The organism is Psychrobacillus insolitus (assembly GCF_003254155.1).
In the GTDB taxonomy this organism is placed as follows: Bacteria; Bacillota; Bacilli; order Bacillales_A; family Planococcaceae; genus Psychrobacillus; species Psychrobacillus insolitus.
In genome coordinates this window covers 388,354-404,864 of record NZ_QKZI01000001.1, presented here as the reverse complement: position 1 = coordinate 404,864, position 16,511 = coordinate 388,354, and the positions used below count along the sequence as shown (strand labels likewise).

Sequence of the window (16,511 nt, the reverse complement as noted above, 5' to 3'; positions counted from 1 at the left end):
CAAATAAATAAATCAATTATAGCCGACTAAAATTCTTCCCCAACGTCATTTGACAAAGAACCTATTAAAATGCCCTTAAAAGTCATTCTATATGACTTTTAAGGGCATTTTTTTCTTAAAGAATATGAAGCATTAGAATTTAATTAAATTAGAATACAATTTGTACTATTTTTTCTAGAACGCTCTGCTGGGAAGCAACTTAGGCTTTCACTTTCTCGGCCCTTCCTCAAGTAGATCAATTCCGTTTCATTAACCTAATTGCCTGTATGGACAGCCGAACGAGTAAGACAGAACATAAAAACAACCCGACATATGCTGCTGTATTCATATATATTGCGTACGGAGCATCGATAAATTGAGCAATCGCAAGCAAAGACACGGAGATAATTCCGAAAGTAATACCTACGAATAACAAGACGAACTGTGAAAATAATTGCGTGATGAACATTGCATTTTGCTTATCGGAGAATATATCATGATGCAAAATAATTTTACCACTTTCAACTCGTTGCATAAGCTGATCGATACGTCTTGGTATTTTACGAAGTGCAGGCAGTAATAATGCAAATTCTTTCTCAATTCGTTCCATTGTTTCCTTTGGTTCTTTAAAAGGTCGCTTCAAGATCGACGTAAAATAATTGGTCGAGAACTTTTTCGCTTCAGAAAACATATCAAAATCTGCTTTGATCAGATGTAATGTACCATCTAACGTTATGATTGATCGCAGTGCGATTCCAACGGATGGATAAAATGCCAACCCGAAATCTCGAACAACTTCAAATAGTGAATGTATTAATTCTTCTGTTGGTATCTTGGGTACATATGAAATCCGCAGTAATATATGAGCCATTGCTTGTTCCATTTTCACTTGTTCAAGATGATCGTGATCCTCAACTAACAATAAAATCGAATCATATAATAAGTTCGCGTCATTCTGTTGTATTCCAATTAAGAATAGCTTTATACCTTCCTGCTGCTGAGCGGCCAACCTACCCACTGCTCCAAAGTCTAATAAAATCGGAGTGCCGTCTTTTTCATCAATAAAAATATTTCCTGGATGAGGATCAGCGTGAAATATACCTGAAAATAACATTTGTTCAAAAAATGAAAAAAGTAGAGTTCTGGCAAATTCTTCTCTATCTATTAAAAGTGTATCAAACACTTCATCACCACTTGCGACACTAAGTCCACGAATATATTCGGAAACGATTAAACGATCGTTGCTATACTCCGTGTAAATGGTAGGGATTTTGACTTGATAAGGACTATTCTTAAGTGTAGTAGCAACTTGCAATGTATTCCGAACTTCAATATTAAAATTAACTTCTTCTCGCATACTCGAGGCAAATCCAACTGCTAATTCTCTGAAACCTAGATTTTTAGCCCATGTGGATTTCTCTGATACCCATTCTGCAAATTCCACTAATATATGTAAATCATCGCGAACCATATCCTTCACTTCAGGACGTAATAACTTAACAACTACTTGCTCATGGTTTTTCTTTAATATTGCGCGATGAACTTGCCCAATTGAGCCTGCAGCAATTGGAGTTAAATCAAATTCATAAAATATATTTTCAATTTTCTCGTGAAGTGCACTTTCTAAAATAGCTTTCACATGCTGACTTGGTAACGGACGAACATTTTGTTGAAGCGACCCTAATTCCTTTACAAACGCTGGTGGAAAAAGTTCTTTCCTCGTGGAGAGTACTTGTCCAAATTTGATAAATATACCACCAGATTCTTCTAACGTATCTCTAAATGCAATAGCCAATTCTAAGTTATTTTCTCGGGAACGTGCATATTTTAACATTCTAGAAGTTCCGTTTTTGATAGCAATTTGAACTACTTGACTTAATCTCTTCTGACTTCTCCAACGGTCTCGTAAGCGTAAAAAGAACGATTTTTGCTTCGATATTCGTTCTCCTTTTTCTCCAAGTTCCATCGGATCAAATAGTTCGAAAAAAAGATACAGGAGCATCGTTATTAGCAACATACTTCCAATCCAAATAATCGTGCTAATATCCATGAATACATAGACATCCTTTAGATAATCAGTTCCTCTTAAGTAAGAATACCAAAAAACCAACGAAGTAATTGCAACACTTATCGCCACTGACATAATCCGTTTCATGAAATTGATTTGCGATCCCATCAGTCGACCACTCACAAAAAAGATCAACACCACGACAACAACTATTTGAATAAGTATCTTGGCATAAATCATTTACTCCACAGCCCTTCATGCAGAAATATATACAACCAGTATAACAAACTCCAATCGTTTAGTAGTTGCATAGATATGAAGAAGGGTACAGGTGAGAGATATTGTATATTTTTTTGGTGATTATCAGTTGTTTACCTACATTACTATTCTTTAAAAAACAACTACATTTAGGATTTATTCATTCTAATTGTGACGAATAATTGAATTTCTCTTTTCATATCATATTACGACAATCTTTTCATTCTTAGTATTATACAATGAGTAAGTTGCTTAAGGACATCTAGAATAACATCTCAAGGTAGCTAATACTATTTGATGGAGGAATTTTTATGAAAAACTTATTATTAATAAAGTTATTGAAGTTTGAAATAGAATTTAAAAGAAAAGTAATGTATAAAAAAGCAAAGGATTTGGGATTTTCACATCCACAAGTAGTAAATTGTAGTCAAGAATTAGATATATTATTGAATAAATATTTTAAACAAGCATCCTAATACGGAGGAGGAATTTTTATAATATTTATTAGACTTATTCAGTTCAGCATATATAAAACCAATCAAGTATATTAAAAATACACTAATTGGTTTTATATTGGCGAACCGAATAATTAACGAAACTTTCTGATAACTGAATATATTCACTAACCCTCCTTTATTCTCCTTCTTTTCACTACGATATTTATTATTTTAAATTCTAACCTCTTTTTTTATAACCACGAGCAATATAAAGTCCTATAACAACCAAACCCGCAAAAATTAAAAAAATATACATTGGATTAATAAAGAATGCATTCTTTATCGGTAATTGGTCTTCAAAATTACTAGTATCTGATTCAGCAGTTGCTTTCACAGTTGGTTTTTCACCTTTTCCTAAATCAGTCAAATCCATCGTTGCTTCTGAGAAAGTAGCAGTTCTAGAACAAAGGCTAGCTCGTAGATCCCCATTTGCTTCCTTTGCGTATACGATATATTCCTCATTTACCGCAAATTCAAACCCACAACTGGCTGAGTCTCTTTCAGTATAAACAAGTACTTGCGACTGATTGATCCCCTTCCAAACATCCTTTACTTCAAATAAAACTGCCATAGGATCCGCAGAAGATTGACTAATCCTACTTTTATTGACATCTACTATCTCAATTACTTTCCCAGAAAAAACGACAGAACTGTTATCTAATTCATCCAAAGGAGCACCTGGTTGAACACATGAACACGCATAACTAGTGGTAGGTGAAATATTCAATAGAATTATTGAAAAGAACATAAGTGCAACAAATAACTTCCATGTTTCGTTTCTTTTATCTGTTTTATACAAAATGATTCCCTCCCTCTTTTTCATTTAGACGTGTATAAAGGTTGTCAAGTTACATCGAAAATTCTAGTTGAATTATAGAAATTCACCATAAGAAAATCGGTGAATTTCCTTTTTTTACATGGACGTTGCTGAAATTAAATAAATCCTGATGCACGCTGATTTCGTTCCGAGCGGACGCTTTCCGTGGGGCGTGCGGTGAGCCTCCTCGTCGCGAAAACCGCGCTCCTGTGGGGTCTCACCTGTCACGCTAATCCCACTGGAGTCGCCGCTCGGAACGAAAATCAGCTAAGAGAATAGAAGAAACAAAAGTCTCAACTAGATATAGAAAACAAGACTTGAAAACTACATAAGTAAGGCGGAAGCACCATTTTCAATGTGAACGTTACCGGTTTGCTTTGGACGAAACCTATGGCAACTGGATAAACGAGAAAATAAGAAGAGGGGACATGAAAGTCGAAATACCATCTTCGGCGTCCTCATTAGGTAAGCATGCGTCTCTTCTCTTCTTAACCAAAGCTTTTTACACAATGATTACGTTTCTTTATCGAGAGTGGCGGACAGTCTTAAGCTACAGGATTACTAAAAAGAGCAATGGCTTAAGAAAGTAACGCAGTCGCTTTCTTAAGCCATTGTTTTTCTTTTAAGTTAAAGTGTAGGACTTACATACTGTCCAGAACGATCTAGAAAAAATCGTACATTCTGCATTCTAAGTAGCAGAATTCTTATAGTTTCTTATTCTATTAAATATGACCCGCTATTTCCAATTTTTATAGTAATTCTTTTGCTAATAGCTTATACACATTCAACCGTTTCTCTTGTGAATGCGGAATGCTACAAATCATCGCTTCGTCAAAACCATAAATAGATTGCTCTTCATGCAAAGTTGCTGCAACTTCTTTTGCTGACCCAACTAGATGAATTTTGCGATTTTCTTGAATCATCATACGGTCCATTTCTGTTAAAGGATAGTTCTGAGCTTCTTCCGGCGTTATAAGTGGATTGATTTGTCCCTTCGCAAGCATCAATCGAGATATGTCTTGCGGTAATGCTTCAAATTCTGCCTCTTCTTTTGTCTCGGCAGCTGTTACTAAATACGTGACGCTAATTTCTGGTTTCTCCATAAATGCAGTAGGTTGAAAGTTCGTACGGTATGTATCTAATATCGCAGGTGTCATACCGCCTTGGAAAAATTGTGCAAAGGAATATCCTAGACCCATTCTTCCCGCTTGAATGGCGCTATTTCCAGTTGATCCAAGTAACCAGGCTTCTGGTAATACGACATTAGATGGTGTTGCAATTGTTTTATTGTACAAACTTTCACCTGGGACTTCATCATTTATCAGTTGCAAAGCAATTGCTAATTTTTCATACATATTATTGACTAATGGTGGTCGTCCTTCAGAGAGGGCATACATTGCATGGTTGTCTCCACCTGGTGCACGGCCAATTCCAAAATCGATTCGTCCAGGGGAAAAAGCACTTAGTGTTTTAAAGACTTCTGCTAATTTCAAAGGAGAATAATGCATCATCATGACGCCACCTGTACCAATTCTCAGATTCGTCGTCTTTGCTGCAAGATGTGCCGCGATTACTTCTGGAGCAGAACTTGCAAAAGCATCTGTTCCGTGATGCTCCGCCATCCACATACGCGTATATCCTAAGTTATCTGCAAGTATTGCAAGCTCTTCTGCTTTTTTCAAAGCATCTGCTGGTTTATTTCCTTTTGTAATTGGTGCTTGATCAAGAACGCTTAATTTCATTGGATTTTCATCCTTTCTCTATATCGCTGACTCTTACTTTTATTTATTTATAATGATTATTATCACTATGAACTAATTGTAGCGAAGCCAAGATCTAAAGTAAAAGAAAGGGACTCCTAGTCGCATGTACAACGACTTGGAGTCCCTTTTTTGTTAATAAACAGATGTATTTTCTTTCGTAATTTTTTCTAATATTACTTTCACTCTTGCTAAGAAACGGCCTGCAACTAAACCATCTAGGACACGGTGGTCGAGCGATAAACATAGATTAACCATATCACGAGCTGCAATCATGCCACCGTCCATAATAACCGGACGTTTCACGATGGATTCTACTTGGAGAATCGCTGCTTGTGGGTAATTGATGATGCCCATAGACTGAATAGAACCGAATGAACCGGTATTATTAACAGTAAATGTACCACCTTGCATTTCTTCTGACTTTAATTTGCCGGAACGAACTTTTGCAGCCAGCTCGTTTACTTCACGTGCAATGCCTTTAATCGTTTTTTCGTCAGCATTTTTTATCACTGGTACATATAGAGCGTCTTCAGTTGATACCGCAATCGAGATATTGATATCTTTTTTCTGAATAATCTTGTCTCCTGCCCACATCGAATTCATCATTGGGAATTCTTTCAGAGCTTGGGAAACAGCTTTTACGAAGAATGCAAAGTACGTGACATTAAAGCCTTCTTTTTGTTTGAATTCATTTTTTAAAGAATCACGATAGTTCACCATATTTGTTACATCTACTTCAATCATTGTCCAAGCATGCGGCGCCTCATGTTTACTACGTAGCATGTTCGCAGCAATTGCTTTACGTACACCTGTTACTGGAATTTCAATATCTCCAGCTGCTACTGGAATATTTACTTGTGCTCCTTTTGGTGCAGATGTCATTTCTGCTGGTTGTGTAGCAGATGATACTTGTTCAACTTTTGGTTCTGATTGTACTTCAGATGCTACTGGAATCTCTCCACTCGCAATTAGGGCAAGTAAATCCTTACGCGTAATACGCCCTTCATTACCAGTACCAGTAACTAGAGAAAGATCAATATCATTTTCTTGTGAAATTTTTAATACAGATGGTGAATAACGAGCTTTTGCTCTTTGTTCATTTTTAACTGGAGTTTTCTCTTCAACAGGTGCTGATTTAGTTTTTTCAGGAGTAGTTTCTTTTACTATTTCCTCCGAAGTTCCGCCTTCTGTCTCAATAATACAAACGACTTCTCCAACAGCTAGTGTATCGCCTTCACTTGCGAGTAACTCTTTAATTACTCCTGTAAAAGATGATGGAACTTCTGCAGTTACTTTATCTGTATTTACTTCTGCTAAAGCATCGTATTTATTTACATGATCCCCTGGTTTTACTAGCCATTTTTCTATTGTACCTTCTGTTACACTTTCACCTAACTGCGGCATTTTGATTTGTTCAATTGCCATTCTTAACCCTCCCCTAATATGCTGCTAGCTCACGCATTGCTTTTTCGACTTTGTCTGGATTAATCATAAAGAATTTTTCCATTGTTGGCGCATATGGCATCGCAGGGATATCAGGTCCAGCAAGACGCTTGATAGGTGCATCTAGATCGAATAAACAATTTTCCGCAATAATGGCTGCTACTTCACCGATGATGCTACCTTCTTTGTTATCCTCTGTTACAAGAAGCACTTTTCCAGTTTTTGAAGCAGCTTCTATAATTGCTTCTTTGTCTAACGGATAAATAGTTCGCAGATCAAGAATATGCGCTGAAATCCCGTCTTTTTCAAGTCGTTCAGCTGCTTGCAGTGCGAAGTGAACAGCAAGTCCATATGTTATAACCGTAATATCTTCTCCAACACGCTTTACATCAGCTTTCCCGATTTCAATTGTGTATTCTTCATCTGGAACTTCCCCTTTGATCAAACGATATGCTCTTTTATGCTCAAAGAACATAACAGGATCTTCATCGCGAATCGCTGCTTTTAATAATCCTTTTGCATCGTAAGGAGTAGATGGAATAACAATTTTTAATCCTGGTGTATTGGCAAAAATTGCTTCGACAGATTGAGAATGATAAAGTGCCCCGTGAATCCCCCCACCAAAAGGTGCACGAAAAACAATTGGGCATGTCCAGTCATTATTAGATCGGTAACGAATTTTGGCTGCTTCAGAAATGATTTGATTGATAGCGGGCATGATGAAGTCAGCAAACTGCATTTCAGCTATTGGACGAAGCCCGTACATTGCCGCTCCAATTCCAACACCTGCAATCGCGGATTCCGCAAGAGGTGTATCTAGCACACGCGATTCACCAAATTCTTCATACAAACCATTCGTTGCTTTGAACACGCCACCTTTTCGTCCAACGTCTTCCCCAAGAACGAAAACGCGTTCGTCACGAGTCATTTCTTCTCTCATCGCAGATGTAATTGCATCTATATAAGACATGATCGCCATTATTCGTTCCCCCCGTCAATTGAAGCATATACATGTTTCAGTGCATCTTCTGGATCAGCATATGGAGCAGCTTCTGCATAATCCGTTGCTTCATTCACTAATTCCATAATGCGTTCATTGATTTCTTTCTCAAGCTTTACAGGTAAAATATCTAAATCACGTAAGTATTTTGAAAACAAAATAAGCGGATCTAGTGCTTTTCCTTCTGCAATATCTTCTGCTGTACGATATTGGCGATCATCATCGTCTGAGGAGTGAGCTGTTAAACGATACATTACTGCTTCGATTAAACTTGGACCTCCACCACTACGAGCACGATCTGCCGCCTCTTTCACTACTTTATATACAGCAATTGGATCCTTCCCATCTACTTCTATACCTGGCATGCCGTAAGAAATTGCACGATCCGCAATATTTTTACTAGCCACTTGTCGATCAAAAGGAACTGAAATTGCGTATTTATTGTTCTCCACCATTGTGATACACGGTAACTGGTGAACACCAGCAAAATTTAATCCTTCGTGAAAATCACCTTGGTTTGAAGAACCTTCCCCAAGTGTGACAAAACTAATAAAATCTTTTTTCTCCATTTTTGCAGCTAACGCTACCCCAACAGCATGTGGTAATTGCGTTGTAACTGGCGAAGATCCAGTCAGAATCCTATTTTTCTTTTGACCAAAATGTCCAGGCATCTGACGTCCACCAGAGTTTGGATCTTCTGCTTTTGCAAAAGCAGAAAGCATCAAATCTTTTGCTGTCATTCCAAAATGAAGGACAACTCCCATATCACGGTAATAAGGTGCAATATAATCCTTTGTATTATCTAGTGCAAAAGCCGCTCCTACTTGAGCTGCTTCTTGTCCTTGACATGAAATAACGAAAGGAATTTTTCCTGCTCTATTTAATAACCACATACGTTCATCAATTCTACGTGCCATAAGCATTGTTTCGAACATTTTCAGTACGTCATCATTTGTTAAACCAACTTCTTCGTGACGATTTGTTGTCATTAGAATTCCCCCTTTTACATGTGAATTGCTTTTCCATCTACCGCTAAAGCTGCTTCTCCCATGATTTCACTTAAAGTTGGATGTGGATGAATCGTATGTGCTATTTCCCATGGAGTTGCGTCTAGGACCATTGCAAGCCCTGCTTCCGAAATCAGATCAGTCACATGTGGTCCAATCATATGCACACCTAAAATATCATTCGTTTCCTTGTCTGCAATAATTTTAACAAACCCGTCTGATTCACCATAAACAAGTGCTTTCCCTATTGCTTTAAAAGAGAACTTTCCAACTTTCACATCATACCCTTGCTCTTTTGCTTGTTGCTCTGTAATTCCAACGCTCGAGCTTTCTGGATTTGAATATATACAACGAGAAACTAATTTATAGTCGATTGGTGTAACTTTACTCCCAGCAATATGCTCTATTGCTGTAATTCCTTCATGACTTGCAACATGCGCAAGTTGAAGACCACCGATTACGTCTCCAATAGCATATATATGCGATTCCTTCGTTTGGAATGTTTGCGATACTTGAACAAATCCATTTTCTACTACTATATCTGTATTCTCTATACCGATTCCTTCTACATTCGCTTGACGTCCAACTGAAACGAGTATTTTTTCAGCAGTAAAAGTTTTTGTTTCTCCATTTACTTTAGCAGAAATGGTTACTTGGTTTTCTTCTTTTTGAAGCGTTTCCGGTAGAACTTTTGCACTTGTCACAAATGTAATTCCTTTTTTTTCTAGCAGCTTTTGCATTTCTTTAGATATCTCATGATCTTCTGTTGGAATGATACGATCTGCATACTCTATTACCGTTACTTCTACACCAAAATCATGTAGCATAGATGCCCATTCAATACCTATTACACCACCACCAACAATAAGTATAGATCCAGGTAGTTCAGTCATTTCAAGTGCTTCGTCCGAACTCATGACATAAGATCCATCAATTTCAAGTCCAGGTAATGTACGAGGTCTTGAACCAGTAGCAATAACAACATTTTTGGGAATGAGCATTTCATTTTCATCGCCATTATTCATTTCAACAGAAACAGTTCCACCCGGTGAAGGAGAAAATATAGATGGTCCTAGCATTCTACCAGTACCTTCATACACATCAATTTTCCCTTTTTTCATAAGCGCTTGAACACCTTGATGTAACTGATTTACGATCGATTCTTTACGTGCTTGCACTTTGCTGAAATCTAGTGTTACTTTGGAAGTGATTACGCCAAAATCAGCGGCATGATTTTTTGTGGTGGAATAGACTTCTGCACTTCTAAGTAATGACTTGCTTGGAATACAACCTTTATGTAGACAAGTGCCTCCAAGCGATCCTTTTTCAACAATAGCTGTTGTTAAACCTAACTGAGCAGACCGAATAGCCGCTACATAACCACCTGTACCTCCACCAATAATTAGCACATCATATTCCTTTGCCACACGTAACATCTCCTTTTTGAATGAGAAAAGCGCAAGCGCCTATTACTGCCCCGACAGGCAAATGGGGAATCGCGAGGAGGCAGCTCCTCAGCCACCGCAGTGATTACCCATTTGACCCCGAGGGGCAAGGCGCTAGAGCTAGACAGATTTTGCAGAAATTCTATATTCTTTCTTATCTTTTGAAGAAGGCCGCTATTGAAAGTCGGCCGTTTCACTCATTGGTATTTAATTGTTCTAAATTGAACGCCCATTTAATATATGTTTTCCATTTTGTAAAAATTGGCTACGTGACTTACTAACACGTGCAATTCTTTCTTCTGCTAAACGATCTGCTGCAACATACGTCGGAACTCCATCACGTTTAGATATGTCAAATATCTTTTCGATTTTGTCATAAATACCAGCAACTCGGTTCATTGCACGATCATGATTGTAGCCATTCAATTCATCAGCTACGTTGATTACTCCACCAGAGTTAATCACATAGTCAGGTGCATATGCGATGCCCATTGCATGAATTAAATCCCCATGTTTGGACTCTTTTAATTGGTTGTTAGCCGATCCTGCAATTACTTTTACTTTTAGTTGTGGGATTGTCGTGTCATTGATAATTGCTCCAAGTGCACACGGCGCAAAAATGTCTGCCTCTTGAGAATAGATGTCAAATACATCAACTTGCACTGCTCCAAAAGCTTTAACTGCACGGTCAACTGAAGCTTGGTTAATATCTGCAACGATTAGTTTCGCACCTTCTTTGTGTAAGTATTCACAAAGTGTATACGCAACATTTCCAACCCCTTGAACCGCAATAGTTTTACCTTCTAACGAGTCAGTTCCAAATGCTTCTTTTGCAGCGGCTTTCATCCCAACATAAACTCCATATGCAGTAACTGGTGATGGGTTACCAGATGAACCAAATGCTTCTGAGATACCGGTTACGTAATCTGTTTCTTCATGAATTAAATCCATATCCGCAACAGTCGTACCCACATCTTCTGCCGTTATATAGCGACCGTTTAATCCTTGAATAAAACGACCAAATGCACGGAACATTTCTTCGTTTTTATCTTTTAAAGGATCACCGATAATCACTGTTTTACCACCACCAAGATTCAGCCCTGCAGCTGCATTTTTATAAGTCATTCCTTTAGCTAAACGAAGTGCATCTTCAATCGCTTCTTCTTCTGTTGCATAATTCCACATACGAGTCCCACCTAATGCTGGACCTAATGTTGTATCATGAATAGCAATGATTGCTTTTAACCCCGAGTTTTTATCTTGGCAAAATACCAACTGTTCATAATCATACGACTCCATATATTTGAAAATTTCCATTTGTAATTCCTCCCGATTGTAAAAAAATTGTTCTATATGTGTAAAAACCCCTAGTTGCTTGAACTGTGTAGTTACTCCTACAATAGCCTTTTCGCAAAAAAATATTTGCGAAAATAAAGTTAAACGAGATTATATTTCTCCAATTTATAGTAGAGTGTTCTTAGCGAAATATTTAACTTCTTCGCCGTCTGCGACTTATTTCCCTCGCATACCCTTAATGCATTGAGCAATACTTTTTTCTCCATTTCATCCATTTGTTCTGCTAGCGTACCAATAGATTCATCATCAAATTCATCCGTAGTATGCACTAAAACTTGTTTAGGTAGATGATGTTCATCTAATAAACGCTCATTCGATTGCATGAAAATCATCGTCCTGCTAATGACATTTTCAAGTTCTCTTAAATTCCCTGGCCATTCATATTGAAGTAAGCTTTCTTGAGCAACTTTAGTCAGTCCTTCAATACTTCTCCCAATTTCTTTATTTAATTTCCCTAGTAAATCATCCACAATTAACGGAATATCTTCTTTTCTATCCCTCAAGGAAGGTACATGAATTGGCATTCTGTTTAACTGGAAATAGAAATCTTCTCTAAATGTTCCTTCTCGCATTGCCTTTTCTAGATTTAAACTGCTTGCTCCTATAATTCGAACATCTACCGGAATGGATTTTGTTCCACCAACTCGAATAATGGACTTTTCTCTTAGAGCATGTGAAATTTTTGCTTGTGTCTTTTTCGTAAGTTCCCCAACTTCATCTAAAAGAATCGTTCCACCACTTGTTTCTTCAAATAATCCTTTAGAACAATTACCATCATCTTCAAAACCAAATAATTCACGTTCTAATTGATATTCCTCTAAAGAACTACAATTTACTCGTACAAATTTACTGAACTTACGATCGCTTTCACTATGTATAGCATGTGCAAATAGATCCTTGCCAGAACCAACCTCTCCCCTTAAGAGGATTGTTACTGGTACACTTGCTGCTAGTTTCGCTTGTTCTATCGCAAATTTAATTTTGGGGGATTGTCCAATAATATCCTTAAATGAATAACTAGTTTCAAGCGAACGGATAAGCGTTCTTGCATGATCCAGTTCTTTCATCAAAGAACGCATTTCCGTCATATCATGAATAACACCTACACTCCCCTTAAGATGGTTATTCACGATAATAGGTGCAACATTTACAATCACGTCTTTTTTTTCTTTCCCAACACGTAAATTTACTCCTCGAATTGGTTTTCGAGTTTGTAACACTTTCAGATGAATACTTTCACCTTCAGAAATATCTGCTGTTGCATGCTTGCCAATCACTTCATCCTCACTAAAGCCAGTAATGCGTGTATATGCCGGATTGATCAATATTCCCTTACCATTCTCATCAACAACTGAAATAGCATCATCACTAGATTGAATAATTGCCTCTAACATTGTTTGTATTTCTGTTAAATTTGTTATTTCCTCTGCTAATCGAACTACTTCGGTAATATCCTTGAAAACCGCGAAAGCACCAATTTTTTTCCATCTTCATTTACCATAGGATATCTAGAAGTTACTATTTTGATACCGCTTTCAAGTGTAAGTTCTTTGTTTAGTTCAATTCGACCGAATTCAAATACTTTAGGTAATTCACTTTGAGAGATGACATCATACACATGCTTTCCTATTGCCTCTTCGGCTGGTACTTTTGTCATTTTCGCTGCACTCTTGTTCAAAAAGTTGACAATACCCTGTTCATTGATTCCAATCATACCTTCTTCAATCGAGTTGAAAATTAACTCTTGCATCATTTTTTTATTGTCTATAATTTGGATGTAATTATTTTTTTCTTCAAATAAACTAACAATTAAATTCGCTATTGCTCCTGGTATTAATACTGCAGTCGAGGGTCTATTTGCTAATAACTCTTCAAATACTTCTGCCTTTCCAGTCATATCAATCATAATCTGAATGTCTTGATCCAGTAAAGGTTTCCATTCTGTATAAGTAGAAATTTGTTTTTCTCTGGCAAAAACAATTCCAGGAGCATTAACATTATGATCAACAATTCCAATAACTTGAAGGTAATCAGCTAGTTCAATTAACTTCAGTAATGCATATCCACCTTTACCTGCACCTATAATCAATACATTTTGCAATAATATGCACACCTCCGTTATTTAACTGCAACTAATTGCACTACTCGTTTATCATAACGCAAAATTCATTAGTTGACAATCATAAACTCACATGTAAAATTAAATTGGTAAAGAAAAGCGTCTGTTAATAGACGACAACAGGAGTGATTATGATGGCTCGTTTAGCTGCTTTAATCGTATTATTAATTCCTGGAATATTAGCTGCATTTGGGATTAAACTAATAAGAGACACATTTTTCGGAGTACATATTCTTCCTGGCGCCTTATGGTTTCAATTTATATGTGGAATACTTTTCACTGTTTTAGGATTAGGCTTTTTTGCCGGATTTTTATTGAACAGAGATCGAAAAAATGGCAAAGTAGCTCCTCGATTTCAAAAGAAAAAGGAATCTTGACTTTAAACAGTCAGATTCCTTTTTCTTTTGCTATTATTTTTTCCGGATAATCAGTAATCCAGCCTATGACACATTCATGTGGGTTTTCGATATACGTTTCGTTTCCAATTACATTATAGAATCGTATCGGAAAACCTGCGTTCCATATAGCAAACATAAGATTCGTGCCATAAAACTTCTTGTTTAAATGAATAGCATCTAACTCTTTTATCGCAAATATATAGTCCCAATCAGAATTCTTTTTTCCAATAAACGCCGTTTGCACATTTTGTTGCATCGCGTGAATTGTTTGTAATACGCTAAACTCAAAAGATGAAAAATGAACATCTTGAATGATTTTCGCTTTTTCTACTACTTCTCTGATTTTCTCGTTTTTCCCTAAAAAAGATTCCTTTAATTCTATATTTAACTTCAATCTAGTTGGAGCAATAAAATGTAGAAATTCATCGAATGTCAAGACACGACTTCCAAAAAATTTGCGCACGAATACCTTACCTAATTTCAATTGCATTACTTCTTCTGCTAGCATGTCTGTTATACGTCGTTTGTTGCCTGCTAAACGAAAAAAGTCAAGATCATGGGTTACAAAAGCAACTCCATCCGCAGACAGTTGCAAATCTATTTCAATTCCATCTGCGCCTATAGCAACAGCATTTTGAAACGCTCTTAAAGAATTCTCTACATTTTTTACAGATCCGCCTCTATGTGCATATACAGGAATCCTAGACATTTAACTCCCCATTTTCTAACAGAAATTTACCATTTTTTCTTTTTGACAGAGTAGATATTTTACTGCCAATTTGAATAACAGTTCCAGCATTTGCTTCTTTTGTAATTTGGATAAAACTAATTTTTGCTTCTTGAATTAGTTTCTTGAGCTTTTGAAGTTCATAATTTATTTCTTTCGCTTCACTTTCCATGTTATGCAGCTTTTGTTTCGTTTGTTGATATACAGCAATTTGATGTGTATTCATATTATTTTTAAGTTGCTCTAACTGATCAACTTGAGCGCTTAACTTCGTAATTTCTAAATTTTGCTTTACCGATTTTTCTGCATTCCATTTCATCTGATCTATTAATAGTAAACGATCAACCGATTGGACTATTAATTCCGTTTTTCTTTCTAGATCATTCCCAGAATATGCAGCCAATATAGATTGAATTGCCAAGGTTTTTCCACCAATTATTTTTCCTCTTCGTTCATCTAAAATCACTTCATGCGCACTTATATTTGAGCTAATTGCATAGAAACCGATAATAACATTTCCTTTTGCTTCAAGCGTACAATCATTCACATGTTTAATATAAATATTTTTACAAGCTTCAACCATTGTCTCTCCTTTACCAAAAATACCTCCTTTAATAAAGACATCCCCTTCTGTGGATTTAATCAATTTGGCAGCATTAACGCCCTCTAAAGATTCAATCGAAATATCTCCTGTGGCAACAACAGAATAGCCAGCCATGACAGTTCCTTTAATTTGAATTGAACCATCAAATGTAATATTACCAGTTTCAAGCCCGAGATCCCCTGCGATTATAAGATGTTTCTTTACAGAGAGCATACCATTGACCTCACCAATGACACCCGATAACCTTGACCGAAGAACAATTTTACCGTCTTCTTCCACCTCATAAGCAGACTTCGGGTCATATTTTAACAGTAAATCCTTCCCTTTCTTTCCAGGAACGATTTCTCCCAAGATATTGAATCCATTTCCCCCTTCTTTTGATGGTATTTTCTCACCAAGCCAGGAACCTTCATGTATTTCTAAAATAAAGTTCATATCAAAATAATCTGCTTTACCATCTTCTCGAATTACAGGTTTCTTTTCAGCTGGCTCCAGATATCTAACTTGAGCCGGTTCTCCTTCTTGAGGTTCAAGTCCTTGCGCAATAATAAATGCTTTTCCTACTGAAAGAGAAAGTAAATCGAACGGTTGAATTCCATGTATTATATGATGTTCTTGTAATAATTTCTTTATAGAAGATTGTATATCGATCATATGTTTTTTTATATGATGTAACGTTTCACGGATTGTAAGAGATGCTTGCATAAAGTCATTACTAATTGTTAATTCTATACTTTCATTCCAAAAACCTATTTCAATAGGTTCCACTGACTTTTCTGCTATTGCTTTTTTAAGTGCAATGAAATTGGATACTTTTAAACGTGGGTATTCTTGAATAACTTGATCAAGTTTTTTTAATGTGTATCCATCTACCTTCAACGTAATAAATGCTTTTCCTTGTTCATCTGTTAGTATGAGTTCATGATTTTCTTCAATAATCAACTTTCAACCACACCCCTCTTAGCCTTATTATACTATTATACGTAAGAATTGATGGAGAAAAAATATATGTAGAATTAGGATATAGTTTTACACTCTGCCCATTATAAATATTAGGTTGCAAACTTTTCCATATTTATTGTGATATAAG

14 protein-coding genes are annotated in these 16,511 nt (G+C 36.6%); 2 read left to right on the top strand and 12 right to left on the bottom strand.

Annotated features, from left to right (window positions below):
- Positions 1 to 235: 235 nt before the first annotated feature.
- A complete protein-coding gene (locus tag C7437_RS01960; RefSeq protein WP_111437965.1) occupies positions 236 to 2,227 on the bottom strand; it encodes an ABC1 kinase family protein in 1,992 nt (663 codons plus the stop codon).
- A 329-nt stretch (positions 2,228 to 2,556) separates the two neighbouring features.
- Here C7437_RS01960 and C7437_RS01955 point away from each other — a divergent pair, with 329 nt between their 5' ends.
- A complete protein-coding gene (locus C7437_RS01955; protein ID WP_111437964.1) occupies positions 2,557 to 2,721 on the top strand; it encodes an aspartyl-phosphate phosphatase Spo0E family protein in 165 nt (54 codons plus the stop codon).
- A gap of 199 nt (positions 2,722 to 2,920) precedes the next feature.
- On the opposite strand, the gene C7437_RS01950 is transcribed toward C7437_RS01955, so the two are convergent.
- From C7437_RS01950 to C7437_RS17385, 9 genes are all read right to left on the bottom strand, one after another.
- A complete protein-coding gene (locus tag C7437_RS01950; protein WP_245909178.1) occupies positions 2,921 to 3,541 on the bottom strand; it encodes a hypothetical protein in 621 nt (206 codons plus the stop codon).
- A 767-nt stretch (positions 3,542 to 4,308) separates the two neighbouring features.
- Positions 4,309 to 5,301: an LLM class flavin-dependent oxidoreductase gene (locus C7437_RS01945; RefSeq protein ID WP_111437963.1), complete on the bottom strand. Its 993-nt coding sequence runs from the start codon at positions 5,299 to 5,301 to the stop codon at positions 4,309 to 4,311.
- Between the two features lie 153 nt (positions 5,302 to 5,454).
- Positions 5,455 to 6,747 carry a dihydrolipoamide acetyltransferase family protein gene (locus C7437_RS01940; RefSeq protein ID WP_111437962.1) on the bottom strand — a complete coding sequence of 431 codons (1,293 nt, stop codon included), beginning with the start codon at positions 6,745 to 6,747 and terminating at the stop codon, positions 5,455 to 5,457.
- Between the two features lie 13 nt (positions 6,748 to 6,760).
- Entirely contained in the window at positions 6,761 to 7,744 is a 984-nt protein-coding gene (locus C7437_RS01935; protein ID WP_111437961.1) for an alpha-ketoacid dehydrogenase subunit beta, read from the bottom strand.
- Positions 7,744 to 8,754: a thiamine pyrophosphate-dependent dehydrogenase E1 component subunit alpha gene (locus C7437_RS01930; protein WP_111437960.1), complete on the bottom strand. Its 1,011-nt coding sequence runs from the start codon at positions 8,752 to 8,754 to the stop codon at positions 7,744 to 7,746. The genes C7437_RS01935 and C7437_RS01930 overlap by 1 nt, the downstream gene beginning before the upstream one ends.
- Positions 8,755 to 8,768: 14 nt before the next feature.
- The gene (lpdA, locus tag C7437_RS01925; RefSeq protein ID WP_111437959.1) at positions 8,769 to 10,199 is read right to left on the bottom strand and encodes a dihydrolipoyl dehydrogenase; all 1,431 of its coding nucleotides are present in this window, start codon (positions 10,197 to 10,199) and stop codon (positions 8,769 to 8,771) included.
- 234 nt (positions 10,200 to 10,433) lie between these two features.
- Positions 10,434 to 11,534 (bottom strand): branched-chain amino acid dehydrogenase, encoded by a 1,101-nt coding sequence (gene bcd, locus C7437_RS01920; RefSeq protein WP_111437958.1) that lies wholly within the window; start codon positions 11,532 to 11,534, stop codon positions 10,434 to 10,436.
- Between the two features lie 119 nt (positions 11,535 to 11,653).
- Positions 11,654 to 12,967, bottom strand: a complete 1,314-nt coding sequence (locus C7437_RS01915; protein WP_342767759.1) for a sigma-54 interaction domain-containing protein — start codon at positions 12,965 to 12,967, stop codon at positions 11,654 to 11,656.
- Between the two features lie 44 nt (positions 12,968 to 13,011).
- Positions 13,012 to 13,674, bottom strand: coding sequence for a PAS domain-containing protein (locus C7437_RS17385; protein WP_342767758.1), 663 nt, complete (start codon positions 13,672 to 13,674; stop codon positions 13,012 to 13,014).
- Positions 13,675 to 13,826: 152 nt separating this feature from the next.
- On the opposite strand from C7437_RS17385, the gene C7437_RS01910 reads away from it, so the two are divergent.
- Positions 13,827 to 14,069 carry a DUF2627 domain-containing protein gene (locus C7437_RS01910; protein ID WP_111437957.1) on the top strand — a complete coding sequence of 81 codons (243 nt, stop codon included), beginning with the start codon at positions 13,827 to 13,829 and terminating at the stop codon, positions 14,067 to 14,069.
- Between the two features lie 10 nt (positions 14,070 to 14,079).
- Here C7437_RS01910 and C7437_RS01905 read toward each other — a convergent pair whose 3' ends face one another.
- Together C7437_RS01905 and C7437_RS01900 are read right to left on the bottom strand one after the other, a co-directional pair.
- Entirely contained in the window at positions 14,080 to 14,799 is a 720-nt protein-coding gene (locus C7437_RS01905) for a glycerophosphodiester phosphodiesterase (protein WP_111437956.1), read from the bottom strand.
- Positions 14,792 to 16,363 (bottom strand): flagellar assembly protein A, encoded by a 1,572-nt coding sequence (locus C7437_RS01900; RefSeq protein ID WP_111437955.1) that lies wholly within the window; start codon positions 16,361 to 16,363, stop codon positions 14,792 to 14,794. Before C7437_RS01900 ends, C7437_RS01905 begins: the two co-directional genes overlap by 8 nt.
- Positions 16,364 to 16,511: the final 148 nt, after the last annotated feature.